Here is a 22927-nt window from a genome sequence, read left to right on the forward strand (position 1 = left end):
TCTCATCCCCCCCTGAGTGTGCGATATACAAAAAAGAGCCCGTACTTGCGTACGCGCTCTTCTTTAAAGATGGCGGTGAGGGGGGGATTGACTCGCTGCGCTCGCCCTGCGGGCAGATTCCTCGCGGGCTCGTCATCTGTCCAACTGGCTACGCCAGTTGTCGACCCCCGGTCGGGGCTTCTCATCCCCCCCGGCGTGTGCGATATACAAAAAAGAGCCCGTACTTGCGTACGCGCTCTTCTTTAAAGATGGCGGTGAGGGGGGGATTGACTCGCTGCGCTCGCCCTGCGGGCAGATTCCTCGCGGGCTCGTCATCTGTCCAACTGGCTACGCCAGTTGTCGACCCCCGGTCGGGGCTTCTCATCCCCCCTGGCGTGTGCGATATACAAAAAAGAGCCCGTACTTGCGTACGCGCTCTTCTTTAAAGATGGCGGTGAGGGGGGGATTGACTCGCTGCGCTCGCCCTGCGGGCAGATTCCTCGCGGGCTCGTCATCTGTCCAACTGGCTACGCCAGTTGTCGACCCCCGGTCGGGGCTTCTCATCCCCCCCGGCGTGTGCGATATACAAAAAAGAGCCCGTACTTGCGTACGCGCTCTTCTTTAAAGATGGCGGTGAGGGGGGGATTGACTCGCTGCGCTCGCCCTGCGGGCAGATTCCTCGCGGGCTCGTCATCTGTCCAACTGGCTACGCCAGTTGTCGACCCCCGGTCGGGGCTTCTCATCCCCCCCGGCGTGTGCGATATACAAAAAAGAGCCCGTACTTGCGTACGCGCTCTTCTTTAAAGATGGCGGTGAGGGGGGGATTCGAACCCCCGATACGTTGCCGTATACACACTTTCCAGGCGTGCTCCTTCAGCCACTCGGACACCTCACCATATTGTCTTTCCCGCTGATCTCGGGAACGGCCGCTAATTTAGGGAAATACGTTTCGCCCGTCAATCACCTTTTTGAAAAAAACGCGCGTTTAGCCAAACTTCAGGCAACTTGCTGCCTAAGTACGCGGAAATTGATTTTTTTCTCGCCATTCCCTTTTTCACTCGCGGGTCAGGTGAAATTTGCTATGCTGGCAACTTAATAGAAAACAAAGAGTAAAATACCGCGTTGACGTCACCGTACGTGGCGTCGGCTATCAGGAGTCTTCATGGATATCATCTTTTACCACCCAACCTTCGACACACCTTACTGGATTGCGGAACTGGAAAAACAGTTGCCAGGTTCTCGAGTCCGCGAGTGGAAAACCGGCGATAACCAACCTGCAGACTATGCTCTGGTCTGGCATCCACCGGTAGATATGCTGCAAGAACGAGAACTGAAAGCAGTCTTTGCTCTTGGTGCCGGCGTTGATTCAATTCTTAGAAAGCTCCGGGAGCATCCGGAGATGCTGCCGCAGTCGATTCCGTTGTTCCGCCTGGAAGATACCGGTATGGGGTTGCAGATGCAGGAATACGCGGTGAGTCAGGTGCTTCACTGGTTCCGTCGTTTCGACGATTACCAGGCCTTGAAGCAGGAAGCATGCTGGCATCCGCTGGATGAGTACCTGCGCGAAGAGTTCACTATTGGAATTATGGGCGCTGGCGTGCTGGGCGCTAAAGTGGCTGAGGGGCTGCGTCCCTGGGGGTTCCCATTGCGTAGCTGGAGTCGTAGCCGTAAAGCCTGGCCACAGGTGACCAGTTTTGCCGGAAAAGAAGAGCTGAACACGTTCCTCTCGGGTACACGTGTACTGATTAATCTACTGCCTGACACCGCGGAAACCGCCGGAATCATTGATAAAGCGCTGTTGTCTCAGCTTGCGGATAACAGCTATGTGCTGAACCTGGCGCGAGGCGTTCATGTGATTGAAGACGATCTGCTGGCGGCTCTGGATAGCGGCAAGCTGAAAGGGGCGATGCTAGATGTCTTCAGCCGCGAACCGTTGCCCAAAGAGAGCCCTCTCTGGGCGCACCCCCGGGTGGCGATGACGCCGCATATCGCAGCCGTCACCCGACCGCTGGAAGCGATAGCGTATATCGCCACAACGATTGGTCAACTGGAACGAGGTGAAAAGGTGAGCGGGCAGGTGGATCGCAGGCTGGGATACTAAGCGCTAAGCCCGTCGCGGCGGGGTTTTGCTGATCATATACTCAGATTCCTGCTATCCTTGCCACAAACAAAAAGAAGGAGATTGTGATGTATCCTGTTGACCTGCACATGCACACCGTCGCCAGCACCCATGCATATAGCACTCTGCATGACTATATTGCTGAAGCCAGGCGCAAGGAAATTAAACTCTTTGCCATTACCGATCATGGGCCAGATATGGCTGATGCGCCGCACTACTGGCATTTTGTCAATATGCGTATCTGGCCTCGTCTGGTTGATGGCGTCGGCATCCTGCGTGGCATTGAAGCGAATATCAAAAATACTCAAGGTGAAATAGATTGTACCGGTCCGATGCTTAACTCGCTGGATTTGATTATCGCCGGCTTTCACGAGCCGGTTTTTCCGCCTCAGAATAAAGCGGTCCATACCGAGGCGATGATTGCGGCTATGGCGAGCGGTGCGGTTCATATTATCAGCCATCCCGGCAACCCAAAGTTTCCGGTTGATATCCCGGCTATTGCCGCCGCTGCGGCGAAGTATAATGTTGCACTGGAAATCAATAATTCATCTTTTGTTTCCTCGCGCATTGGCAGTGAGGATAATTGTCGCGCCGTGGCTGCGGCCGTGCGCGATGCCGGAGGATGGGTTGCGCTGGGTTCGGATTCTCACACGGCGTTCACGCTTGGTGAATTTGCCGAATGTCGTAAAATCCTCGATGCCGTCGATTTTCCTGAAGACAGAATTCTTAACGTGACGCCGCGTCGCCTGCTTAATTTTCTTGAATCACGTGGAATGCCACCGATTCCTGAGTTTGCTGAACTGTAATTTTAAAAACTGGAATAAATAAATGAATGAGTTTTCCATCCTCTGCCGCGTGCTGGGTTCGTTATATTATCGTCAGCCGCAGGATCCGCTGCTGGTCCCGCTGTTTACCCTTATTCGCGAAGGGAAGCTGGCGGCGAGCTGGCCGCTGGAGCAGGATGAACTGCTGGAACGGCTGCAAAAGAGCTGCGATATGCCGTCTCTGGCCACGGAATACAATGCGTTGTTTGTTGGTAAAGAGTGCAGCGTTGCGCCCTATCGTAGCGCATGGGTAGATGGCGCAACGGAAGCGGAAGTTCGGGGATTTTTTACCGCTCATGGCATCCCGACAGGTGAGGGGATGGCGGATCATTTAGGATCGCTACTGTTAGCGGCCTCGTGGCTGGAAGATCACGCGACAGAGGATGAAGACGAGGTTCTGGAAACCCTCTTTGCTGAATATATTCTGCCGTGGTGCGGCTCATTCCTCGGCAAAGTTGAAGCGCATGCGGTTACACCGTTCTGGCGGACAATGGCCCCGTTGACCCGTGAAGCCCTCTCCGCAATGTGGGATGAACTGCAGGAACAGCATAACGATTAAGTGTGACTAGAATCACAATTTATATGCAACGAAATGTTCGCTATTCCGCATAATGTGCTTTGTATCTCATTTATGGGGCGCGTATCTGCTATGATACGCGCCATGAATATACTCTTCGCAATCGCATTAACGACCGGCATTCTTTCTGGTATTTGGGGATGGGTGGCGGTCGCGCTTGGCCTGCTAAGCTGGGCGGGTTTCCTCGGCTGTACGGCTTACTTTGCTTGCCCACAGGGCGGGCTGAAGGGGCTGCTGATCTCGACATGCACGGTAATGAGCGGCGTGGTGTGGGCGCTGGTTATCATGTATGGTAGCGCGCTGGCACCGCAATTTGAAATCCTGAGTTATATCATGACGGGGATCGTGGCGTTCCTGATGTGTATGCAGGCACGCAGGCTGTGGTTATCTTTTGTTCCCGGGACCTTTATTGGCGCCTGTTCAACGTTTGCGGGTAATGGCGACTGGCATGTAGTTGTGCCTTCCCTGGCGCTGGGCCTGGTATTTGGTTACGCCATGAAAAATAGTGGGCTGTGGCTGGCGGCGCGCGCGGAGAAAAATAAGCCGCTTGCTAATGAAAGCAACTGATCTCACATAGGCCGCTTTCATTACCTTAGTACCCAGCCCGTTCAGGTTACTGCTGCTCAGTTAAGCCACTCATCGGTTTTATTATCACCATAGCGCGATGCCTGTTCTGATGGCTGATTATCGTCAACATCTTCTTCGCCTTTCGTCATGAGGGCTGTCGTGTCATATTATCCACGAATATCAATCTTAAGACGTATGTCGGCAGGAGGATAAATGGCTGTTCAACCTGAGGTTATTCTCGGCGATATTACAAAACTTGCCGTCGATGTTATCGTGAATGCGGCAAACCCCTCGCTGCTTGGCGGCGGCGGTGTTGACGGCGCGATCCATCGTGCCGCAGGGCCGGAACTGTTGGCCGCCTGTAAAGTGGTGCGGCAACAGCAGGGGGAGTGTCCGCCAGGCCATGCGGTGATTACCCTCGCGGGAAATTTACCCGCCAGCGCGGTTATTCACGCCGTAGGGCCTGTCTGGCATGGTGGTAGCCAGCAGGAAGCGGAGCTACTGGCTGATGTTTATAAAAATAGTTTGCTGCTGGCCTCGGCAAATAACTACCGATCCATTGCATTTCCGGCGATTAGCACCGGCGTTTATGGCTACCCTAAACGTGCGGCGGCAGAGATAGCCGTACGGACGGTGACGGCGTTTCTTACCCGCTATACGCCGCTGGAACGTGTCTGTTTTGTTTGCTTTGATCCCGAAACCGCCGGCATCTACAGACAATTGCTTCAGGTGTAGTCGCGTATCGCGCGGTTGTTGAAGTAAACTATGCGTTTTTAGCCGGAAATTATCACCGCGGGAGAGTAATCGGTGGCTGTAGGGAAAGTATTGCAAAAACAACAGATTCGCCGAGGAGAAATTGTTAATGCGGCGCAAAAATGCTTCGCGGAAAAGGGGCTGCACGGAGCTTCGGTTGCGGATATTGCACGCCAGGCTGGCCTGAGCGTAGGGCAGTTGTACCGCATCTTTGCCAGTAAAGAAGAAATTGTTGAAGCGATTGTCACGGAAATCGTTAATGCCAGAGTCGGCGAAATGATTGCCGGAAATCACGATTTATCCCGGATGGCAGCGATTTTAGCGGGGGCGATCCCCGTGAATGAGCATACTAAAAATGATAATTATCTGTTGATGGAAATTAACGCGGAAGCGTCCAGGAACCCGCGCCTGCGAGACATTATGCTGCAGGCAGATCGCCGTTTGAAAGAAGAAGGGGGGCGGCTTACCCGGCACTACCATCCTGATATGAGCGATGAACACATTAATGCCGCCTGCGAATTTATCGCCATATTAACGGAAGGCGCCGCCTATCGACGTGAACTGGTCACATCGATAGTGGATAAAACGGCAATGGAAGGCCTGTATCGTGATGTCTTTCGTCTGCTGTTCGCGAAAAAGTAGGCTGGTTTACATGAAATACAGTCTGTCTTGCTGTTGGCGTTAGCAGGTCGACGTCTGCGATTTAGCCGCTTTTTGTGGGTATTTCCCGGAAAAAAGAAAGCGCAACAGCGGTATCCGCAGATGGATTTCATACAGAATCAGAGCAATTCCAACAACAAAAACCAGCCCGGTCATAAATCCCAGGATATTTGATTTAATTACCGGCGCTATCCAGGCTCCGTAGAGCAGAGTTAACGGGTGGTGAACCAGATAGATAAACAGCGATGCATTGACGAAATAGGTCACGCGTGCTGACTGAAAATTGAGTAAACGGTGTCCAAGCGAAAAGACGACATTGACCATCCACAGACCCAGCACCATGGTAATAATATATTCTATTTCATACATCCAGCCATCGCCGGAGCCATACTGTTGATTGAGGCGGTAAGCGATAAAACCCAACAGCGCCGCGGTAAAACACCCAGGTGACGGAGTGGTCAACATCGTTTTCAGGCGTGCGTTAATAAATGTCTGGGCGCCGAGTATAAAGAACGGCAGATAAAACAGCGTCTGCATGACGATAAAGTTGAACAGACCGTTGCTGAGAATCGGCGGATATAAAATGAATAGCGTGCGGCGAATGATGGCATATAGCACGCCGAGAACCAGGAAAATGACCGATAGCTGCCTTAATGTGACAGCGTCACCGAAAGTGGATGCTGCGGCAGAACGCCGCTGTGCCAGCCACTTAAACAGCACAACGCCTAATGTCGTCAGTACCATCAGAACTAATAAAAACCACAGGTGTGAGATGAGTTCCCAGGCCAGTGTGTTGAATTTTTCATAACCCGAGAGCGCATGCCAGTTCTCCGTTTTTCCATTGACATACTGCAGCATAATGAACTGCGGAAGGGTGAGTAGCGGAATGGCGGTTAACATGGGAATTCCCACCCGTTCAATGCGTACCTTCCACCATTTCTTAAGCGGATAGCGCAGAAAGAGCATGTAGGAAAAATAGCCGGAAATCACGAAGAACACCTGCATGCGAAAGGCGTGGATGAAGTCATTAAACAATGTCAACCACCATGAGGGCTCGACGCTATTAACATGCCAGCTGTGGCTGGAATAGATGAGCGAGATGTGAAAAGGGATACCTAACAGCATTAACCAGGCGCGGATGCTGTCGAGGAAATATTCACGCTGTACTGGAGTATTATTCATACGATTTCACGGCATTCTCAGACAATTCGTCTTACCACTCAATGCGATAAGCTTTAAATTCACTGTAACCCTACATGAACCCCGGGTATCTGTCTCCAGGATAAGTACGTAAAGTGCGACTGAGAGAGTGAACTGTTTGTTCCCTGTACCGCTAAGCTGAACAATACAGGGATTATGTTGTCGGATTGCCCGAGTTTCCATTAAAATAGATCGGATCGATTTAAGCACACAAAGGGGGAAGTGCTTACTTATATGAAACATAAACCACAGATGATGAAAATGCGTTGGTTAAGTGCAGCTGTCATGTTGTCCCTGTGTACTTCATCTGCATGGGCATTCAGCATTGATGATGTCGCAAAAGAAGCTCAAACGCTAGCTGGTAAAGGCTACGAAGCGCCAAAAAGTAACCTGCCCTCTGTCTTCCGCGATATGAAGTATGCTGACTATCAGCAAATTCAGTTTAATCACGATAAAGCCTATTGGAACAATCTGAAAACCCCCTTCAAACTTGAGTTTTATCATCAGGGGATGTATTTCGACACACCGGTGACCATTAATGAAGTCACTGCAACCAGCGTGCACAAAATTAAATATAGCCCGGACTATTTCAATTTTGGCAATGTCCAGCACGATAAAGATACGGTTAAAGATCTGGGGTTCGCGGGCTTTAAGGTCCTGTATCCGATCAACAGCAAAGATAAGAACGATGAAATAGTCAGTATGCTCGGCGCCAGCTACTTTCGCGTGCTGGGCCAGGGCCAGGTGTATGGGCTTTCTGCCCGTGGGCTCGCCATTGACACTGCGCTGCCTTCCGGCGAAGAATTCCCGCGTTTTCGTGAGTTCTGGATTGAGCGTCCAAAAGCCACGGATAAGCGTCTGACTATCTATGCGTTACTGGATTCCCCGCGTGCCACAGGCGCTTATCGCTTTATCATCATGCCAGGTCGCGATACTGTCGTGGACGTACAATCGAAAATTTATCTGCGCGATAAAGTGGGGAAACTGGGGATCGCTCCGTTAACCAGTATGTTCCTGTTTGGGCCGCATCAGCCATCTCCCACCATTAACTACCGTCCGGCGCTGCACGATTCCAACGGGCTTTCTATCCTGGCCGGTAATGGTGAGTGGATCTGGCGTCCTCTGAATAATCCAAAACATCTCGCTGTCAGTAGTTATGCAATGGAGAATCCACAGGGATTCGGCTTGCTGCAGCGAGGCCGTCAGTTCTCGCGTTTTGAAGACCTTGACGATCGTTACGATTTGCGCCCAAGCGCGTGGATTACGCCAAAAGGCGATTGGGGGAAAGGGAAAATCGAACTGGTTGAGATCCCGACCAACGATGAAACCAACGATAATATCGTTACCTACTGGACGCCGGATCAACTGCCGGAACCCGGTAAAGAGATGAACTTCAGATACACTATCACTTTCACCCGTGACGAAGATAAATTGCATGCGCCGGATAACGCGTACGTTATGCAGACTCGTCGTTCCACTGGTGATGTCAAGCAATCAAATCTGATCCGCCAGCCTGATGGCACTATCGCTTTTATTGTTGATTTTATCGGCGATGACATGAAAAAGATGCCTGCGGATACGCCGGTAACCGCGCAGGCCAGCATTGGTGATAACGGCGAAATCGTTGAAAACAGCGTGCGCTATAATCCAGTGACGAAAGGCTGGCGCCTGATCCTGCGCGTAAAAGTGAAAGATCCGAAGAAAACGACGGACATGCGCGCTGCGCTGGTCAATGCCGACCAGACGACGTTGAGTGAAACCTGGAGCTATCAGCTGCCTGCCAATGAATAAGATAACGAAGTACATCGACGCATTGCCGCTGTCGGAGGCGGAGAAAACCGCATTACCCGACGCGAGTCTACAGGCCGTCCATGAAGCGCTGGACGCGGAGCATCATGTTTATCATCGCGAAGACGATTCACCGCTGGGCTCGGTAAAGTCGCGACTGGCGCATAGCTGGCCGCATTCGCTGTCTGGTGAGCAGTTGATTAAAGATGATGAAGGTCGCACCCAACTGAATGCCATGCCAGAAATAAAGCGTTCCTCTATGTTTCCGGACCCGTGGCGAACCAATCCCATCGGGCGGTTCTGGGATCGTCTGCGTGGTCGTGATGTCACGCCCCGTTACCTCACTCGCCTGAGTAAAGAAGAGCTGGAGAGCGAACAGAAGTGGCGAACTGTGGGTACTATCCGCCGCTATATATTGCTGTTGTTGACCTTGTCGCAGACCATCGTGGCGACCTGGTACATGAAAACTATCTTACCGTATCAAGGTTGGGCGCTGATTAATCCGATGGACATGGTTGGGCAGAACCTTTGGGTGTCCTTTATGCAACTGCTGCCCTATGTGTTGCAGTCAGGGATTCTGGTTCTGTTTGCGGTGCTTTTCTGCTGGGTTTCCGCGGGGTTCTGGACGGCATTAATGGGGTTCCTGCAACTGCTGATCGGGCGCGATAAATACAGCATTTCTGCGTCGACCATCGGAGACGAGCCGCTGAATCCGGAACATCGTACTGCGCTCATCATGCCGATTTGTAATGAAGACGTGGACCGCGTTTTCGCCGGGCTGCGGGCGACCTGGGAGTCAGTAAAAGCCAGCGGTAACGCCAGGCACTTTGATGTCTATATCCTTAGCGATAGCTACAACCCGGATATCTGCGTGGCGGAGCAAAAAGCGTGGATGGAACTGATCGCTGAAGTGCAGGGTGAAGGGCAGATTTTCTACCGTCGCCGCCGTCGGCGCGTAAAACGCAAAAGCGGCAACATTGATGATTTCTGTCGCCGGTGGGGCAGCCAGTACAGTTACATGGTGGTGCTGGACGCTGACTCGGTGATGAGCGGCGAGTGCCTGAGCGGACTGGTTCGGCTCATGGAAGCGAACCCGAATGCCGGGATTATCCAGTCGTCGCCGCGCGCTTCCGGTATGGATACGCTCTATGCTCGTTGTCAGCAGTTTGCCACGCGTGTGTATGGTCCGCTGTTTACCGCGGGCCTGCACTTTTGGCAATTAGGCGAGTCGCACTACTGGGGTCATAACGCGATTATCCGCGTAAAGCCGTTTATTGAGCACTGTGCGCTGGCACCGTTACCGGGAGAGGGTAACTTTGCCGGTTCCATTCTGTCGCACGATTTTGTGGAGGCGGCGTTGATGCGTCGCGCCGGATGGGGGGTGTGGATTGCCTACGATCTTCCCGGTTCGTATGAAGAGTTACCGCCGAACCTGCTGGACGAACTGAAGCGCGATCGCCGCTGGTGCCAGGGTAACCTGATGAACTTCCGTCTGTTTTTGGTGAAGGGAATGCATCCGGTTCACCGTGCGGTGTTCCTGACCGGTGTCATGTCTTACCTCTCGGCGCCGCTATGGTTTATGTTCCTTGCGCTGTCTACCGCTTTGCAGGTTGTACATGCCCTGACTGAGCCACAGTATTTCCTGCAGCCGCGGCAGTTGTTCCCGGTCTGGCCGCAGTGGCGCCCGGAGCTGGCAATTGCGCTGTTTGCCTCGACTATGGTGCTGCTGTTCCTGCCGAAGTTACTGAGCGTTATTCTGATCTGGTGTAAAGGGCCAAAAGCGTACGGCGGCTTTATCCGCGTCACGCTTTCTCTGCTGCTGGAAGTGCTTTTTTCCGTGCTGCTGGCGCCAGTGCGAATGTTGTTTCACACTGTGTTTGTGGTCAGTGCGTTTCTCGGCTGGGAAGTCGTGTGGAACTCGCCGCAGCGTGATGATGACTCCACCCCGTGGAGCGAAGCGTTTATGCGTCACGGTTCACAACTGCTGCTGGGCCTGGTCTGGGCGATTGGCATGGCGTGGCTGGATCTGCGTTTTCTGTTCTGGCTGGCGCCAATCGTGTTTTCGCTTATCTTGTCTCCGTTTGTGTCGGCGATTTCCAGCCGTGCGACAATCGGTCTGCGTACCAAGAGATGCAAGCTGTTCCTGATCCCGGAAGAGTATTCTCCGCCGCAGGTGTTAAAAGATACCGATACCTTCCTGACGCTGAACCGTCAGCGTTCCCTGGACGATGGTTTTATGCACGCGGTATTTAACCCGTCGTTTAACGCACTGGCAACCGCGATGGCGACGGCGCGTCATCGTCACGGTCATATTCTCGATACTGCGCGCGAACGCCATGTTGAACAGGCGCTGAATGAGATGCCGGATAAGCTTAATCGTGACCGCCGCCTGGTGTTGCTGAGCGATCCGGTCACGATGTCGCGTATGCATTATCGTGTATGGGCCGCGCCGGAAAAATATTCTTCGTGGGTGACGGCGTATCAACAGTTGACGCTGAATCCCCTCGCGTTAAAACGATGAAAGCCGTACGTTAAGGAAAATACCGGCAATTGTGCCGGTATTTTTTTACCAGAGAGTCGAGGTTTTTGATGAGAGTTTTACTGGCTATCGCTATGACGCTGCTGCTTAGCGGCTGCGGTAGTATTATCAGTCGTACCGTGCCCGGACAGGGGCATGGAAATCAGTATTATCCAGGCGTTCAGTGGGACGTCCGGGATTCTTCATGGCGTTATATCACCATTCTCGATCTGCCCTTTTCGCTGGTGTTTGATACGTTACTGCTGCCGCTTGATGCCAGCCACGGTCCTTACAACTAATACGCTAGCGGTCATCCCACTCATCGGCTGCGGTCTGACCCTCTTCGCTATCCAGAGAGGGTTCTAACTGAAACTCGCCTTCATCCCACTCGTGCAGCGTATTGTCTTCAAGCCACTCCTGGCGTAGCTCAATTTCGTCATAATCGCCGTCAAAGACGCTTTGTGCCGCCTGGCCGATGAGTATAGGTTGACATTCTCCGTCCTCATCTTCATCGGCAAGAAATTCAGCCTGCCAGGCGATATCGCCATCCTGGAGTACGTATTTCTGAATATTTAATTGTTCGACGCTGGCATTCTCTTCATCGCTATCTGAATGATTAGCAAGAAACTCTTCGCGGGCTGCATCAATAGCTTCTTCAAGCGTGGCATAGAACATTAACTCCTTTGACATGGCTAACCCCCTAAGAAGAATAGAAATGAACACGATTCAATCTATAGAAGGCGTCGGGTCAGGCGTCAAGAGAGGAATGGGCTCGCAATATTAATTTACGGAATGCTGGCCGGAACCCGGATTATCAGAGGCGCGATTGCGGCGAGGGCGGCGAAGAGTGAGGGTTGAATAGATCGCGTTAAACAGCACCACAAAGGCGGTGACTAAAAAGACGGCACGGAAGCCATAGTTAGCGGAAACCGATGCGCCAATCAGCGGTCCGGTGACGTTGCCAATATCGCGAAATGACTGATTGTAGCTGAAAATTCTACCGGATATCTGGTTGGTGGAGTTATATACCAGTAATGTTTGCACCGCGGGTAATAACGCCCCGTCGGCCGCGCCTAACAGAAAACGCAGGATCCCCAGTTGCAGTGGCGTCTGCACGAACGACATCGGTATAAGGAGGACAACGGAGATCACCATCGCGGCAATCAGGATTTTTTCCGGCCCGATGCGGTCGCCCAGTTTCCCCAGACGCGGTGCGCTGAGCAGGGCCGCAACGCCGGGTACTGACGCAATCATACCGCTAATAAACGCAATATTACTGACATTACCCGCAAGATCGCGCACGTATAGCGTCAGAATCGGGGCAATTGAACCTGTGGCGACCTGAATAATCAGCGATGTGACAAACAGACTCAGCACCAGCTTCGGATTTTTCAGCGAAGAGACAACCGCCTTCGCGTTGAGCATCTCTTTTTTATTAACCGGCACAAACTGCTCGCGGATAAGAAACCAGGTAAATAAGAAACAAATAAACAACACAGTCGCAGTGATAAAGAAGACGGTACGCAATCCCCAGTTATCGGCCAGAATCCCCCCCACCAACGGCCCAAGCAGCGCACCGCTGACGCCGCCTGTCGATAGCGTTCCCAGCGCCCACCCGCTCTTTTGTCGGGGAACCTGGGTGGCAATCAGGGCATTGGCGTTAGGAATGAATCCGCCAAGCAGACCTAACAGTGCGCGCAGGATCAGAAATTGCCAGATTGTTTGCGCCAGTCCCATCAGCAACATGACGATCCCCATGCCGAGGGCCGAGCGCAGCAGCATAATTTTGCGGCCTTTACGGTCAGCCAGCCCACCCCAGAATGGCGAAGCGATAGCAGAAAATAAAAAGGTAATGCTGAAAACCAGACCTGACCACATATTAAGCGCGCTGTAGCCGGTTACGCCGAGTTGTTCAACATACAGAGGGAGAAATGGCATTACCAGGCTGAAGGCGGCGCCGGTTAAAAAACAGCCAAGCCAGGTGACGGTAAGGTTACGCTTCCAGTTAATCGAAGTATCAGCAGCCGGCATAGGTTCCCACTGGCCTGCAGCGCAGGTCAAATAATTGAAAATATGAGCATGCTAATTATGCGCCCGGGAAAGGGTTGCCGCAATGGAGGACAGCTTTTAAAGCTTAAAAAAGGCTGACAGATGGCAGAGTTATCCCACATCCGTATTCAGATGCGGGATAACCGCGTTGCTGGGCAGGATGCGGGAATCAATAGCGGGACGGGACGCCCTGGGGACGCGTTTTAAAGCGACGGTGCATCCACATATATTGCTCAGGCGCCATCAGAATGCACTGCTCGACAACCTTGTTCATCCAGGCGGCGGTGGTTTCCCCATCATCCAGCGGTGGGTCGCATTCCGCTGGCAGGATGATTAATTCATACCCTTTGCCACCCGGTTTGCGGCGAGGAACAAAGGGAACAATGCAGGCTTTTGACATTCTGGCCAGCATCCAGGTACCCGAAGTGGTGGCGGCCTGGTCGACAGCGAAAAATGGCACAAACACGCTGGATGCCGGGCCATAATCGTGGTCGGGGGCGTACCAGATAACTTCCCCTTTTTTCAGGGCACGAATCATACCTTTCAGATCTTTGCGATCGATCATGTCTTTATTCGAACGCAAACGCCCCCATGTCTGCAACCAGTCGATGACCGGGTTGTCATTTGGGCGGTAGACGCCAATACCAGGGGCATTAATACCAAACATGCGCGCGCCCATCTCCAGGGTCAGAAAATGGATGCCAATCAGCAAAATACCGCGCTTTTGCGCCTGCACTTGCCTGATATGCTCAACGCCAATGGAGTCAGTCCAGCGCGCAATACGCTTTGTCGGCCAGAACCAGGCCATGCCGGTTTCCATGAGTCCCATGCCGACAGATTCAAAGTTAGCCACCACCATCTGGTGACATTCCCGCTCACTTTTATCCGGAAAGCAGAGTTGCAGATTACGATAAGCAATTTTGGCCCGCCGCTTCATCAAATGCCGGGCCAGATGGCCCAGTCCGGTTCCCAGACGATAAATTAGCGGATAGGGGAGTTGTACAACTAACCAGAGCAGGCCAATACCTGACCAAAGCAACCAATAGCGTGGATGCAGCAACGCTGCGGAAAATTTAGGTAATTGGGTCATCTTATACCTGTTTAATTAAGCAACGCGTTCTATTATCGCATTTTTTTATGCTCCAGCCAAAATACCGCCGCCCAATGGCATTTAATGTTAATGTGGGCACCTGTGAGTGAGAGAAATGTAGCTCAAAATGTAGGGATGTAAATTAATCGTGTTTGCTATATGATGCCCGCCGTTTATTTTACTCATTGACTATGTTGAACAGGTACACCATGCCAGTGTTACATAACCGCATTGCAAATGAGACGTTAAAAGCGCAAATGTTGGCTGAGACCGAGCCGCGCACGACGATCTCGTTTTATAAGTATTTCACGATTACCGATCCTCAAGCGACGCGCGATGCGCTGTGGCTTGCGCTGACTAAACTGAATGTTTTTGGCCGTATTTATCTGGCTCATGAAGGCATCAACGCACAAATCAGCGTGCCGCAAAGCCGGGTCAATGCGTTACGTGAATTTTTGTACGCGTTTGATCCCGCCCTGAATGGTTTGCGCCTGAATATCGCGCTGGACGATGATGGTAAATCCTTTTGGGTTCTGCGCCTCAAAGTTCGCGATCGTATCGTTGCGGATGGTATTGACGATCCGACGTTCGATGCATCAGACGTGGGGGAGTATCTGAAAGCGGCGGAAGTTAACGCGATGCTGGATGATCCGGATGCCGTTTTCATCGATATGCGTAACCATTACGAATATGAGGTCGGGCACTTCGAGAAGGCACTGGAGATCCCGGCGGATACTTTCCGCGATCAGTTGCCGAAGGCCGTTGAGATGATGCAGGAACATAAAGATAAGAAAATCGTTATGTACTGCACCGGCGGTATTCGTTGTGAAAAAGCGAGCGCCTGGATGAAGCATAATGGATTCAGTAAGGTCTGGCATATTGAAGGCGGGATCATTGAGTATGCGCGACGGGCGCGGGAGCAGGGGCTGCCAGTACGCTTTGTCGGTAAGAACTTTGTCTTTGATGAGCGTATGGGCGAACGTATTACTGAGGATGTTATTGCGCATTGCCATCAGTGCGGCGCACCTTGCGATAGTCATACTAACTGTTTGAACGATGGCTGCCACCTGCTGTTTATCCAGTGCCCGTCCTGCGCGGAGAAATTTTCCGGCTGCTGCAGCGAAGCCTGCATGGAAGAGCATAAGCTGCCGGAAGAGGAGCAGAGAAAACTGCGCGCCGGACGTGAGAATGGCAATAAGATCTTCAATAAATCTCGCGGTCGGCTGAATACTAAGTTAGGGATCCCGGACCCTGAATTTTCAGAAAAACCATAACCAGATGAGATCGAGAATCGCCAGCAGCAGCCATAGCGCGAGATAAATCATAAAATGTTCGCGGATGTTGTTGACCAGCAGTTCAAAAAGGCGACGCATAATCTCTCTCTGCACATAACGGCCTCAATTGAGGCCGTTGTTTTTTGCTCACCAGTAAATCGGGCGCTTATAACGTAAATCGCGCCAGTGAAAAGGGCGTCAGATCAAACTCAAAGGGCGCTCCAAGCGCGAACCGGGTAGCCAGTTCCCCTAGCACCGGGGCGAACTTAAAACCGTGCCCGCTGAGGCCCGTAATCAACAGCGTATTGGGCTGACCGGGAAGAGTATCAATAATAAAGTCTTCATCGACGGTGTTATCGTAGGTACAGGATGCGCCATGCAGACAGCCGCCAATACCGGGCAACACGTTACGCAAGAAGTTGAAAGACTCCGAGCCATCCGTCGCCACGCTGCCAAACGCTGTACGCTCTTCCGGGGCGGAAATGCGCTGCCCGCCGTTGTGCTTTCCGATTTTCAGTTCGTTATCTTCCGCCGGAAAACCGTAAAACTGATCGCCGTTGGCTAACTCGCCGGTAAATGCCGGGAAGTTATTTTTGCTGCTGTAACGTCCATCCGCCTGGAACCAGGCGAAAACTTTACGTACGGGCTGAACAGGGAGCTCAGGCAGAAGGCGCGTGACCCAGGTTCCGGCGCTGACCAGCAATTTTTTACCGCTGTACTCACCCTCTATCGTCTCGACCGTCACGCCATGCGATTGCGGGTGAATGGCCGAGACCGGGCAATTAAACAGCTGTGCGGCTCCCGCTTCGCGGGCGAGACGAATCCAGGTTTCAACGGCCAGTTCGCTGCGCAGTACGCCGGAGGCGGGTTCAAATATCGCCCGATAATCATCTGGCACACGAATTTCCGGCCAGCGAGCCATAACCGCTCGTGCGTCCATTTCCTCGACATCTAGCTGGAACTGGGCTGCACTGCTGGCGACGTTACGCAGGAATTCAGAACCGGCAGGCCCCAGGTTTATGACACCGGTTGGTTCAAAAACGGTTTCGCCGCTGGCTGCGGCAAATTCATCCCACAGCTTTTGCGCGCGTAATAGCAGAGGGACATATTTCTCGCCTTCGCCGTAGGCATGACGAATGAGACGCGTACTGCCATGATGGCTGCCTTCCCGATGTGGAGGCTGATGCGCATCGATCATCAGGACGTTGAGCCCTGCCTGCCGTGCATAATAACCAGCTGCGGCGCCGACTGAGCCGCTACCGAGGATGATAAGATCGTATTGCATGGTGCGTTCCGGGTTATTGCTTTATAAGCAGGGTAATTAACAACCTGTTGTTATACAAGCCCGAAAATAATTCAGGCACCCTGGGGTGCCTGTTTAGTGAATATTTAGACATCATGGCGGTAATACTAATGTCTGCGATACTCATTTTCCTGGTATTCGCCAGATTCAATCTTCGCAATACCGGCTTGCAGAATAGAAATAAACTGACGTGCGACGTCCGTCGTTAGCCATAGCGTCTGGCCAATTTCTGCGTCTTTACTGCTTTCTTGAGTGGGGTTTTGGTAGTGTAAGCGCAACATCAGCGCATCGTAACTGTCTACGGTGCTGATGTCCCATCCGACGAGGGGATGGGTCTGGATGACTTCATTATTCTTTTCCATCATAACCCCTTATTCATATGTTAAAAGACAACAGTTATCGAGGTTTAATGCGCGTTTTCTGAAGCAAGTTAATTATATCAGTAGTCAAGAATAAACTCGAGAAATTAAATGGAACAGAAGGTACATACGCTATCATTTGTTGATTTTTTGCGCAAAAAAGTATCGGTTCTTTGTTATTTTTGAAGACACTAAACAGAAGTATCAGGAGGATGTATGAGTCTGAAAAATAAAAAAGCCGGGGCGACCCGGCAAAAAAACAGCACAATGAGGGAGCAAAGTTAATTGACTAGTCGTGGACAAACCAGTCATCGGCGCTTTCCCAGGTTTCTTGCAGGATTTCACTAATCCGGTCTTTATCTTCTTTCAGGCCGCCGATAACCGACAGATTATTATTAGCCGCATAGCGTACGCTCACCTCACTGGATATTGCGGGGAACTGCTGTTCGATACGGCGGGAGAGTTCATTGTTCAGCGCTTCTAAGGCACCATTGGGTAGAGCTGTTGATTTGGCGATGGACACTTCAATGCGCATAATTGCCCCCTGCGTAATGCACTGTTTATTTATACAGTTATTATTGCGCGTTTACAACAGGGAGCGAGATTTTTATTTTTTCATTGTCCAGCGCACGGTTTCACCGGCGAGGAACGGAACCAGCGCATCGCCTGGCAGGGGAATTGTTTCCGCCACCTTGCTTTCCTCGCGCACCAGCTCAACGTAGCCTTCATTGACCGGCAGTCCGTAAAAACGCGGGCCATTGAGCGAACAAAAGGCTTCAAAGTGCTGCAGGGCGTTCATCTCTTCAAACACCGTCGCGTAACTACCCAGCGCGGTTGGCGCGTTGAAACAGCCGGCGCATCCGCAACTGGCTTCTTTACGATGGCGGGCGTGCGGCGCGGAGTCCGTTCCGAGGAAAGTGCGGTTGAAACCGCTGGCAACCAGTTCACGCAAAGCTTGCTGGTGGATGTTGCGTTTCAGAATCGGCAGGCAGTAGAGATGAGGGCGCACCCCGCCAACCAGCATATGGTTACGGTTAAACATCAGGTGCTGCGGGGTGATGGTGGCCGCCAGCAGTTCATTGCCGTCGCGTACATATTCAGCGGCATCTTTGGTGGTGATATGCTCGAAGACAACCTTCAGGCCTGGCAGACGCTGGCGCAGCGGCTCCATGACCGTGTCAATGAAACGCGCCTCCCGGTCGAAAATGTCGATATCAGGATGGGTAACTTCCCCGTGAACCAGCAGCGGCATCCCCAGTTTTTCCATGCGCTCCAGCACCGGCATAATCGCATCGGTACTGGTGACGCCATGGCTGGAGTTGGTGGTGGCATTGGCGGGATAGAGTTTGGCGGCAGTGAATACGCCTTCGTTGAATCCGCGCTCCAGCTCCGCCGGTTCGAGCGTATCGGTCAGATAGCAGGTCATCAGCGGCGTAAAATCGTGGCCCGCAGGGACGGCAGCAAGAATACGCTGGCGATAGGCGATGGCGGCGTCTACGGTGGTGACAGGCGGCACCAGATTCGGCATCACGATCGCCCGGCCATAGAATTCACTGGTATATGGCACGACGGTTTGTAACATATCGTCATCTCGCAGATGGATATGCCAGTCGTCAGGGCGGCGGATTTTCAATACCTGGGATTGTGCTGTCATGGAAGGCTCCGGCTAGTAGGTTCAGTCATCAGGGCTGTTTTTGCCGGGCACTAAGGATAAGCGTAAACGTTTTCCTTTGCACCCATTTCCGCAAAAAAACGGGCGCGTCAGCGCCCGGAGAACTAATCGGTGAACGGGATAATGATTTCCCCTGGCTTCACCTCTATACCTTTAGCATATTTCTTAGCCAGCGCTTCACCGGTGCTGGCATCTTCGCGCAGTACGTAGGCAGGCTGTTGATTAAAATAGCTGCGCAGGGACTGATTGAGATAAGGGATCAGCGTTTGCACAACGGACTGGAGCTTCTCAGGCTGAACTTTTGCATCAACGACCTCCATCTCCTGCAGGAAAATGGCCCCTTTCTCTTGATTAAATACCGGCAGTGCCTTGAGCTTCAGGTCGATGGTTGCTTTCTGATTGCCGAATAATGAATTGAGATCTAAATTGGCTTCTCCGCTTAGCGTCACCTTGTTGGGTTCTTCCCGGCCAATGGCGCTGGTAAGGTTTTGCAGTTCAATATGGGCATCCGCTACGCCCGGCAGGCCAATGTCTTTGGCGAAATGGTTACGTTTCTGCAGCGCCTGGTTGATCTCCTGCTCGCTCACGGAATACTGCGTAAGCTGGTTACAGCCGCTCAGCAGGCCGATAACCATAAGCGCGGCCACGATAAACATCTTTTTCATTGGGTTCCTTAATGTCATGCCATGGGTTCATCCTGACATAAAGCAGCATGGTCGGCCAGCGCAGGAAGTGCTAGCGGAAAATACTGAAAACGCGCCTGAATGGCAGCGAACGGCCAGACCTTTCGCTGCCTTCTTTTTAGATGGCCATGGATGACAGCAGATTTATCTGCGTCTGTTTGGCCATATTATCACGATAGGCGGCCACGCGGCTTGGCCAGTTTACGCCGGCGACCAGCGTCAGGTTCCGCAGTAGCGGGAAGAGATGAATATCATCTTCGGACAGATCACCGTTGACGGCATTTGGCTGGACTATTCGTTTATCCAGCGCGCGCAGATCGTCGCTGATGTTCTTTACCAGACCGGGTGAATGCGCAAGATGGTCGGTGAAACTGCCGATTGCCGCTTCTTTATTATTCACAAACCAGGCACGCGCTTCTGGCGTTGAGAACTCATCGAACGCCGATTTTGCAAAGCGCGGGAGCAGCAGGCGGTTAACATAACCGTTGACCTTTCGCAGCCAGGTGTCGATGGCCGGGTTACGCGAGCCGGTAAGTAGCGGTTTGCCGTCCAGTTTATCGACATAGTGCACGATATCCATACTTTCAGGCATGTAACGGCTATCGTCTTTTTGCAGGATCGGAACCATTTTTTCCCCGATCAGTCGGGTGGGTGTTGATTCATCATCGTTCAGGAGCGTGATCAGCTCGACAGGAATGTTTTTCAGGCCGAAAATCATGCGGGCTTTAAGGCAGAACGGGCAGTGATCGTAGATATATAACTTCACGTTTCTCCTCCATTGGTACTGAACATCCTCAATTCAGTATGGAGGAGAAACAAAGGACCGGCAACTCAGGTACGCGGCTCCAGCATGCGGGGCGTTGAGCGCTTTGAACTGAATTGCCACCATAACGCGACGAAGGTGGCCAGTCCGATAACGCCCAGCATTAGCCACGGCAGCGCGGGCTGAGATGCCGCTTTACCGGCGTCGAACAACCAGCCGCCACCGGCATAGCCGAAAGCGCCACCAAAGGCCAGTCCTAAACGACTAAAACCCATATAGCTGCCGCGCGCCCTGGCATCCGCCAGCGAAGCGCCCAGCGTTTCACGTGCAGGTTCCGCAATAATTGAGCCAATATAAAACACACAGATCAGGGTAAACAGCTGCTGCAGGTTGCTGGTTAAGCCGATCGGCATCATCGCGAGGGTCATCACTAACAGACCGGCCATCAGGCGCTGCTCAAGGCGAAAACGCTTTTCACTCCAGCGGGCAATGGGGTAAAGCAGGGTGAGCGAAATGGTTGCTTCAATGGCATACATCCATTTCACCGCCGACGGCGAACCGGCAATGTCGTTAACCATGATCGGCAGCATTAACATCACCTGCACCGCCAGCATGTAGTAACCCGTCAGCGTCAGAACGTAAGTGACAAAGCGTTTGTCGCGCAGCACGCGCCCCAGCCCTTCGCGAACCGGTGCTTTTACCGTCGACAGTTTCCAGGCCGGGAGATACCAGGCATTGAATGCCGCACAGGCGATAAACAGCGCCGCGCCGGCGCTACAAACCAGACGAAAATCATATTGCAACAACCAGCTACCCAACAGCGCGCCGACTACCGCGCCCGCGCTGTCCTGCATCATCAGAACAGAAAAAAAACGCCCACGATGCTGAGGGCGCACCAGTTTGACCACCAGCGCGGCGCGAGGCGGATCGAACAACGTGCCGCCGAGGCCGGAAAGCACACAGGATAGCCACAATACCCACGGTTCATGGGCGATGGCCATGGCCGCGAAGCCGGCAGCGCGCATCAGCATACCGGTAACAATCATCGGTTTGGCGCCGAAACGGTCGGCAATTGCACCGCCAAATATACCAAATCCTTGCTGTACAAGCTGGCGCAAGCCAAGGGCTATTCCGACCGTTAGCGCCGCCCAGCCCATCTGGTCGACGAAGCGAATAGAGATCAGTGGGAATACAACGAAAAAACCGAGCACCACCAGCATGTTATCGACTAACAGGAAATATTTACCCAGGCTCCTTGCCTGCGATACGCGGGACATTTCCCCTCCCGGGAAAGATAAGAATAAGCGCTGATATTTTGCGGGGTTAATGGCTATTTTCCCAGCAAACTGGCGACAATATTTTTTTATCAAAATGCAAGAACGATAGACGCTATTCATCGAAAAGCAGAGATGGTGCAGAAAATGGTATGTTGCTGTTTTCACACCACCGTGCAGGACAGGTATAGTGAAGTTAGTATGTATTGCGTCAGGGGAACAGGAGAGGGAAATGTTTGGCTATCGCAGTAACGTACCGAAGGTACGTTTGACGACGGATCGGCTGGTGGTCCGGCTGGTTCACGATCGTGACGCCTGGCGTCTGGCCGATTATTACGCGGAGAATAAAGGGTTCTTAAAACCCTGGGAGCCCGTGCGCGATGACAGCCACTGTTATCCGTCCGGCTGGCAGGCGCGGTTATCGATGATATCGGAGTTTCATAAACAGGGTTCGGCATTCTATTTTGCGCTTCTCGATCCGGAAGAAAAAGAGATTATCGGCGTGGCGAATTTTTCCAATGTTGTGCGCGGGTCGTTCCATGCCTGCTATCTGGGCTATTCCATTGCGGAAAAGTGTCAAGGGCAGGGGCTGATGTTTGAAGCGCTGACCGCGGCAATTCGCTATATGCAGCGTACACAACATATTCATCGCATAATGGCAAACTATATGCCACATAATCAGCGCAGCGGCGATTTGCTGGCGCGTCTGGGCTTTGAAAAAGAGGGATACGCCAAAGATTACCTGCTGATCGATGGGCAGTGGCGCGATCACGTACTGACGGCGTTGACAACACAGGACTGGACCCCGGGTCGCTAAGGAGACATCATGAAATATCAGTTAACCGCGCATGAAGCGCGCGTCATTGGCTGCCTGCTGGAGAAGCAGGTCACTACGCCGGAACAGTACCCTCTGTCGGTCAATGCGGTTGTGACCGCCTGTAACCAGAAAACGAACCGTGAACCGGTGATGTCGCTAAGCGAAAGCGCGGTCCAGGATCTGCTTGATACGTTAGTGAAGCGGCATTATTTGCGTACGGTCAGCGGTTTTGGCAATCGGGTGACGAAATATGAACAGCGTTTCTGCAACTCAGAATTTGGCGACCTGAAATTAACCGCCGCTGAGGTCGCTATTGTGACCACCTTGCTGCTGCGCGGCGCGCAGACGCCAGGCGAGCTACGTAGTCGCGCGCAAAGAATGTATGAATTCAGCGATATGGCGGAAGTGGAAAGCGTCCTTGATAACCTGGCGGCGCGGGAAGATGGGCCGTATGTCGCGCGTCTGCCGCGTGAGCCGGGAAAACGTGAAAGTCGCTATATGCATCTGTTCTGCGACGATATGGATTCATTTATCGCTACGGTTGACGCCGTTTCGCTGCCGGGCGACGATCTTCAGGCCCGGGTTGAAGCGCTGGAGGAGGAAGTCGCAGAATTAAAAGCACGGCTGGATTCACTGCTCGCTCATTTGGGAGATTAAG

At 52.5% G+C, this 22927-nt stretch carries 24 protein-coding genes and 1 tRNA gene; 12 read left to right on the plus strand and 13 right to left on the minus strand.

Annotated features, from left to right (window positions below):
• Window positions 1–786: 786 nt before the first annotated feature.
• Window positions 787–874 (minus strand) — tRNA-Ser (locus FE839_RS12535).
• A 267-nt stretch (window positions 875–1141) separates the two neighbouring features.
• On the opposite strand from FE839_RS12535, the gene ghrA reads away from it, so the two are divergent.
• From ghrA to FE839_RS12565, 6 genes are all read left to right on the plus strand, one after another.
• On the plus strand, window positions 1142–2080 hold the full coding sequence (gene ghrA / locus FE839_RS12540) for a glyoxylate/hydroxypyruvate reductase GhrA (RefSeq protein ID WP_138361139.1): 939 nt from the start codon (window positions 1142–1144) through the stop codon (window positions 2078–2080).
• 86 nt (window positions 2081–2166) lie between these two features.
• The gene (locus tag FE839_RS12545) at window positions 2167–2904 is read left to right on the plus strand and encodes a phosphatase (protein ID WP_171034873.1); all 738 of its coding nucleotides are present in this window, start codon (window positions 2167–2169) and stop codon (window positions 2902–2904) included.
• 22 nt (window positions 2905–2926) lie between these two features.
• The gene (locus tag FE839_RS12550) at window positions 2927–3481 is read left to right on the plus strand and encodes a TorD/DmsD family molecular chaperone (protein WP_138361141.1); all 555 of its coding nucleotides are present in this window, start codon (window positions 2927–2929) and stop codon (window positions 3479–3481) included.
• Window positions 3482–3583: 102 nt separating this feature from the next.
• A complete protein-coding gene (locus FE839_RS12555) occupies window positions 3584–4066 on the plus strand; it encodes a DUF1097 domain-containing protein (RefSeq protein ID WP_138361142.1) in 483 nt (160 codons plus the stop codon).
• 213 nt (window positions 4067–4279) lie between these two features.
• Window positions 4280–4801: an O-acetyl-ADP-ribose deacetylase gene (ymdB, locus tag FE839_RS12560; RefSeq protein WP_138361143.1), complete on the plus strand. Its 522-nt coding sequence runs from the start codon at window positions 4280–4282 to the stop codon at window positions 4799–4801.
• Between the two features lie 72 nt (window positions 4802–4873).
• Window positions 4874–5461, plus strand: coding sequence for a TetR/AcrR family transcriptional regulator (locus tag FE839_RS12565; protein WP_138361144.1), 588 nt, complete (start codon window positions 4874–4876; stop codon window positions 5459–5461).
• Between the two features lie 39 nt (window positions 5462–5500).
• Here FE839_RS12565 and mdoC read toward each other — a convergent pair whose 3' ends face one another.
• Window positions 5501–6661: a glucans biosynthesis protein MdoC gene (mdoC, locus tag FE839_RS12570; RefSeq protein WP_138361145.1), complete on the minus strand. Its 1161-nt coding sequence runs from the start codon at window positions 6659–6661 to the stop codon at window positions 5501–5503.
• 252 nt (window positions 6662–6913) lie between these two features.
• Here mdoC and mdoG point away from each other — a divergent pair, with 252 nt between their 5' ends.
• The 3 genes from mdoG (at window position 6914) to FE839_RS12585 (ending at window position 11284) form a co-directional block, all read left to right on the plus strand.
• Window positions 6914–8470 (plus strand): glucans biosynthesis protein MdoG, encoded by a 1557-nt coding sequence (gene mdoG / locus FE839_RS12575; RefSeq protein WP_206665974.1) that lies wholly within the window; start codon window positions 6914–6916, stop codon window positions 8468–8470.
• Window positions 8463–10988, plus strand: a complete 2526-nt coding sequence (gene mdoH / locus FE839_RS12580) for a glucans biosynthesis glucosyltransferase MdoH (protein WP_138361146.1) — start codon at window positions 8463–8465, stop codon at window positions 10986–10988. Before mdoG ends, mdoH begins: the two co-directional genes overlap by 8 nt.
• 68 nt (window positions 10989–11056) lie before the next feature.
• The gene (locus tag FE839_RS12585; protein ID WP_138361147.1) at window positions 11057–11284 is read left to right on the plus strand and encodes a YceK/YidQ family lipoprotein; all 228 of its coding nucleotides are present in this window, start codon (window positions 11057–11059) and stop codon (window positions 11282–11284) included.
• Between the two features lie 4 nt (window positions 11285–11288).
• Here FE839_RS12585 and FE839_RS12590 read toward each other — a convergent pair whose 3' ends face one another.
• From FE839_RS12590 to FE839_RS12600, 3 genes are all read right to left on the minus strand, one after another.
• Window positions 11289–11675, minus strand: a complete 387-nt coding sequence (locus FE839_RS12590) for a MysB family protein (RefSeq protein ID WP_138361148.1) — start codon at window positions 11673–11675, stop codon at window positions 11289–11291.
• Between the two features lie 90 nt (window positions 11676–11765).
• Window positions 11766–13016 (minus strand): multidrug efflux MFS transporter MdtG, encoded by a 1251-nt coding sequence (mdtG, locus tag FE839_RS12595; protein WP_138361149.1) that lies wholly within the window; start codon window positions 13014–13016, stop codon window positions 11766–11768.
• A 187-nt stretch (window positions 13017–13203) separates the two neighbouring features.
• Window positions 13204–14124: a Kdo(2)-lipid IV(A) acyltransferase gene (locus tag FE839_RS12600; protein ID WP_138361150.1), complete on the minus strand. Its 921-nt coding sequence runs from the start codon at window positions 14122–14124 to the stop codon at window positions 13204–13206.
• 209 nt (window positions 14125–14333) lie between these two features.
• On the opposite strand from FE839_RS12600, the gene trhO reads away from it, so the two are divergent.
• Window positions 14334–15398 (plus strand): oxygen-dependent tRNA uridine(34) hydroxylase TrhO, encoded by a 1065-nt coding sequence (gene trhO / locus FE839_RS12605; protein WP_138361151.1) that lies wholly within the window; start codon window positions 14334–14336, stop codon window positions 15396–15398.
• Here the strand turns inward: trhO and FE839_RS12610 are convergent.
• From FE839_RS12610 to mdtH, 8 genes are all read right to left on the minus strand, one after another.
• Window positions 15384–15497, minus strand: coding sequence for a DUF2770 family protein (locus FE839_RS12610; protein ID WP_138361152.1), 114 nt, complete (start codon window positions 15495–15497; stop codon window positions 15384–15386). The genes trhO and FE839_RS12610 overlap by 15 nt on opposite strands.
• A 67-nt stretch (window positions 15498–15564) precedes the next feature.
• Entirely contained in the window at window positions 15565–16683 is a 1119-nt protein-coding gene (gene solA, locus FE839_RS12615; RefSeq protein ID WP_138361153.1) for an N-methyl-L-tryptophan oxidase, read from the minus strand.
• Between the two features lie 125 nt (window positions 16684–16808).
• Window positions 16809–17063 (minus strand): biofilm formation regulator BssS, encoded by a 255-nt coding sequence (gene bssS / locus FE839_RS12620; protein WP_138361154.1) that lies wholly within the window; start codon window positions 17061–17063, stop codon window positions 16809–16811.
• A 286-nt stretch (window positions 17064–17349) separates the two neighbouring features.
• Window positions 17350–17595: a DNA damage-inducible protein I gene (gene dinI / locus FE839_RS12625; RefSeq protein ID WP_138361155.1), complete on the minus strand. Its 246-nt coding sequence runs from the start codon at window positions 17593–17595 to the stop codon at window positions 17350–17352.
• Between the two features lie 72 nt (window positions 17596–17667).
• Window positions 17668–18714 (minus strand): dihydroorotase, encoded by a 1047-nt coding sequence (pyrC, locus tag FE839_RS12630; RefSeq protein WP_138361156.1) that lies wholly within the window; start codon window positions 18712–18714, stop codon window positions 17668–17670.
• A 122-nt stretch (window positions 18715–18836) separates the two neighbouring features.
• Entirely contained in the window at window positions 18837–19397 is a 561-nt protein-coding gene (locus tag FE839_RS12635; RefSeq protein ID WP_138361157.1) for a lipoprotein, read from the minus strand.
• A gap of 136 nt (window positions 19398–19533) precedes the next feature.
• Window positions 19534–20181, minus strand: coding sequence for a glutaredoxin 2 (grxB, locus tag FE839_RS12640; RefSeq protein ID WP_138361158.1), 648 nt, complete (start codon window positions 20179–20181; stop codon window positions 19534–19536).
• Between the two features lie 65 nt (window positions 20182–20246).
• Window positions 20247–21455 carry a multidrug efflux MFS transporter MdtH gene (gene mdtH, locus FE839_RS12645; protein ID WP_138361159.1) on the minus strand — a complete coding sequence of 403 codons (1209 nt, stop codon included), beginning with the start codon at window positions 21453–21455 and terminating at the stop codon, window positions 20247–20249.
• A 229-nt stretch (window positions 21456–21684) separates the two neighbouring features.
• Here mdtH and rimJ point away from each other — a divergent pair, with 229 nt between their 5' ends.
• Entirely contained in the window at window positions 21685–22269 is a 585-nt protein-coding gene (gene rimJ, locus FE839_RS12650; RefSeq protein WP_138361160.1) for a ribosomal protein S5-alanine N-acetyltransferase, read from the plus strand.
• A 9-nt stretch (window positions 22270–22278) separates the two neighbouring features.
• Window positions 22279–22926, plus strand: a complete 648-nt coding sequence (locus FE839_RS12655) for a YceH family protein (protein WP_138361161.1) — start codon at window positions 22279–22281, stop codon at window positions 22924–22926.
• The last annotated feature ends 1 nt before the right edge of the window (window position 22927 follow it).

Source organism: Klebsiella indica (assembly GCF_005860775.1).
GTDB classification, from domain to species: Bacteria; Pseudomonadota; Gammaproteobacteria; order Enterobacterales; family Enterobacteriaceae; genus Klebsiella; species Klebsiella indica.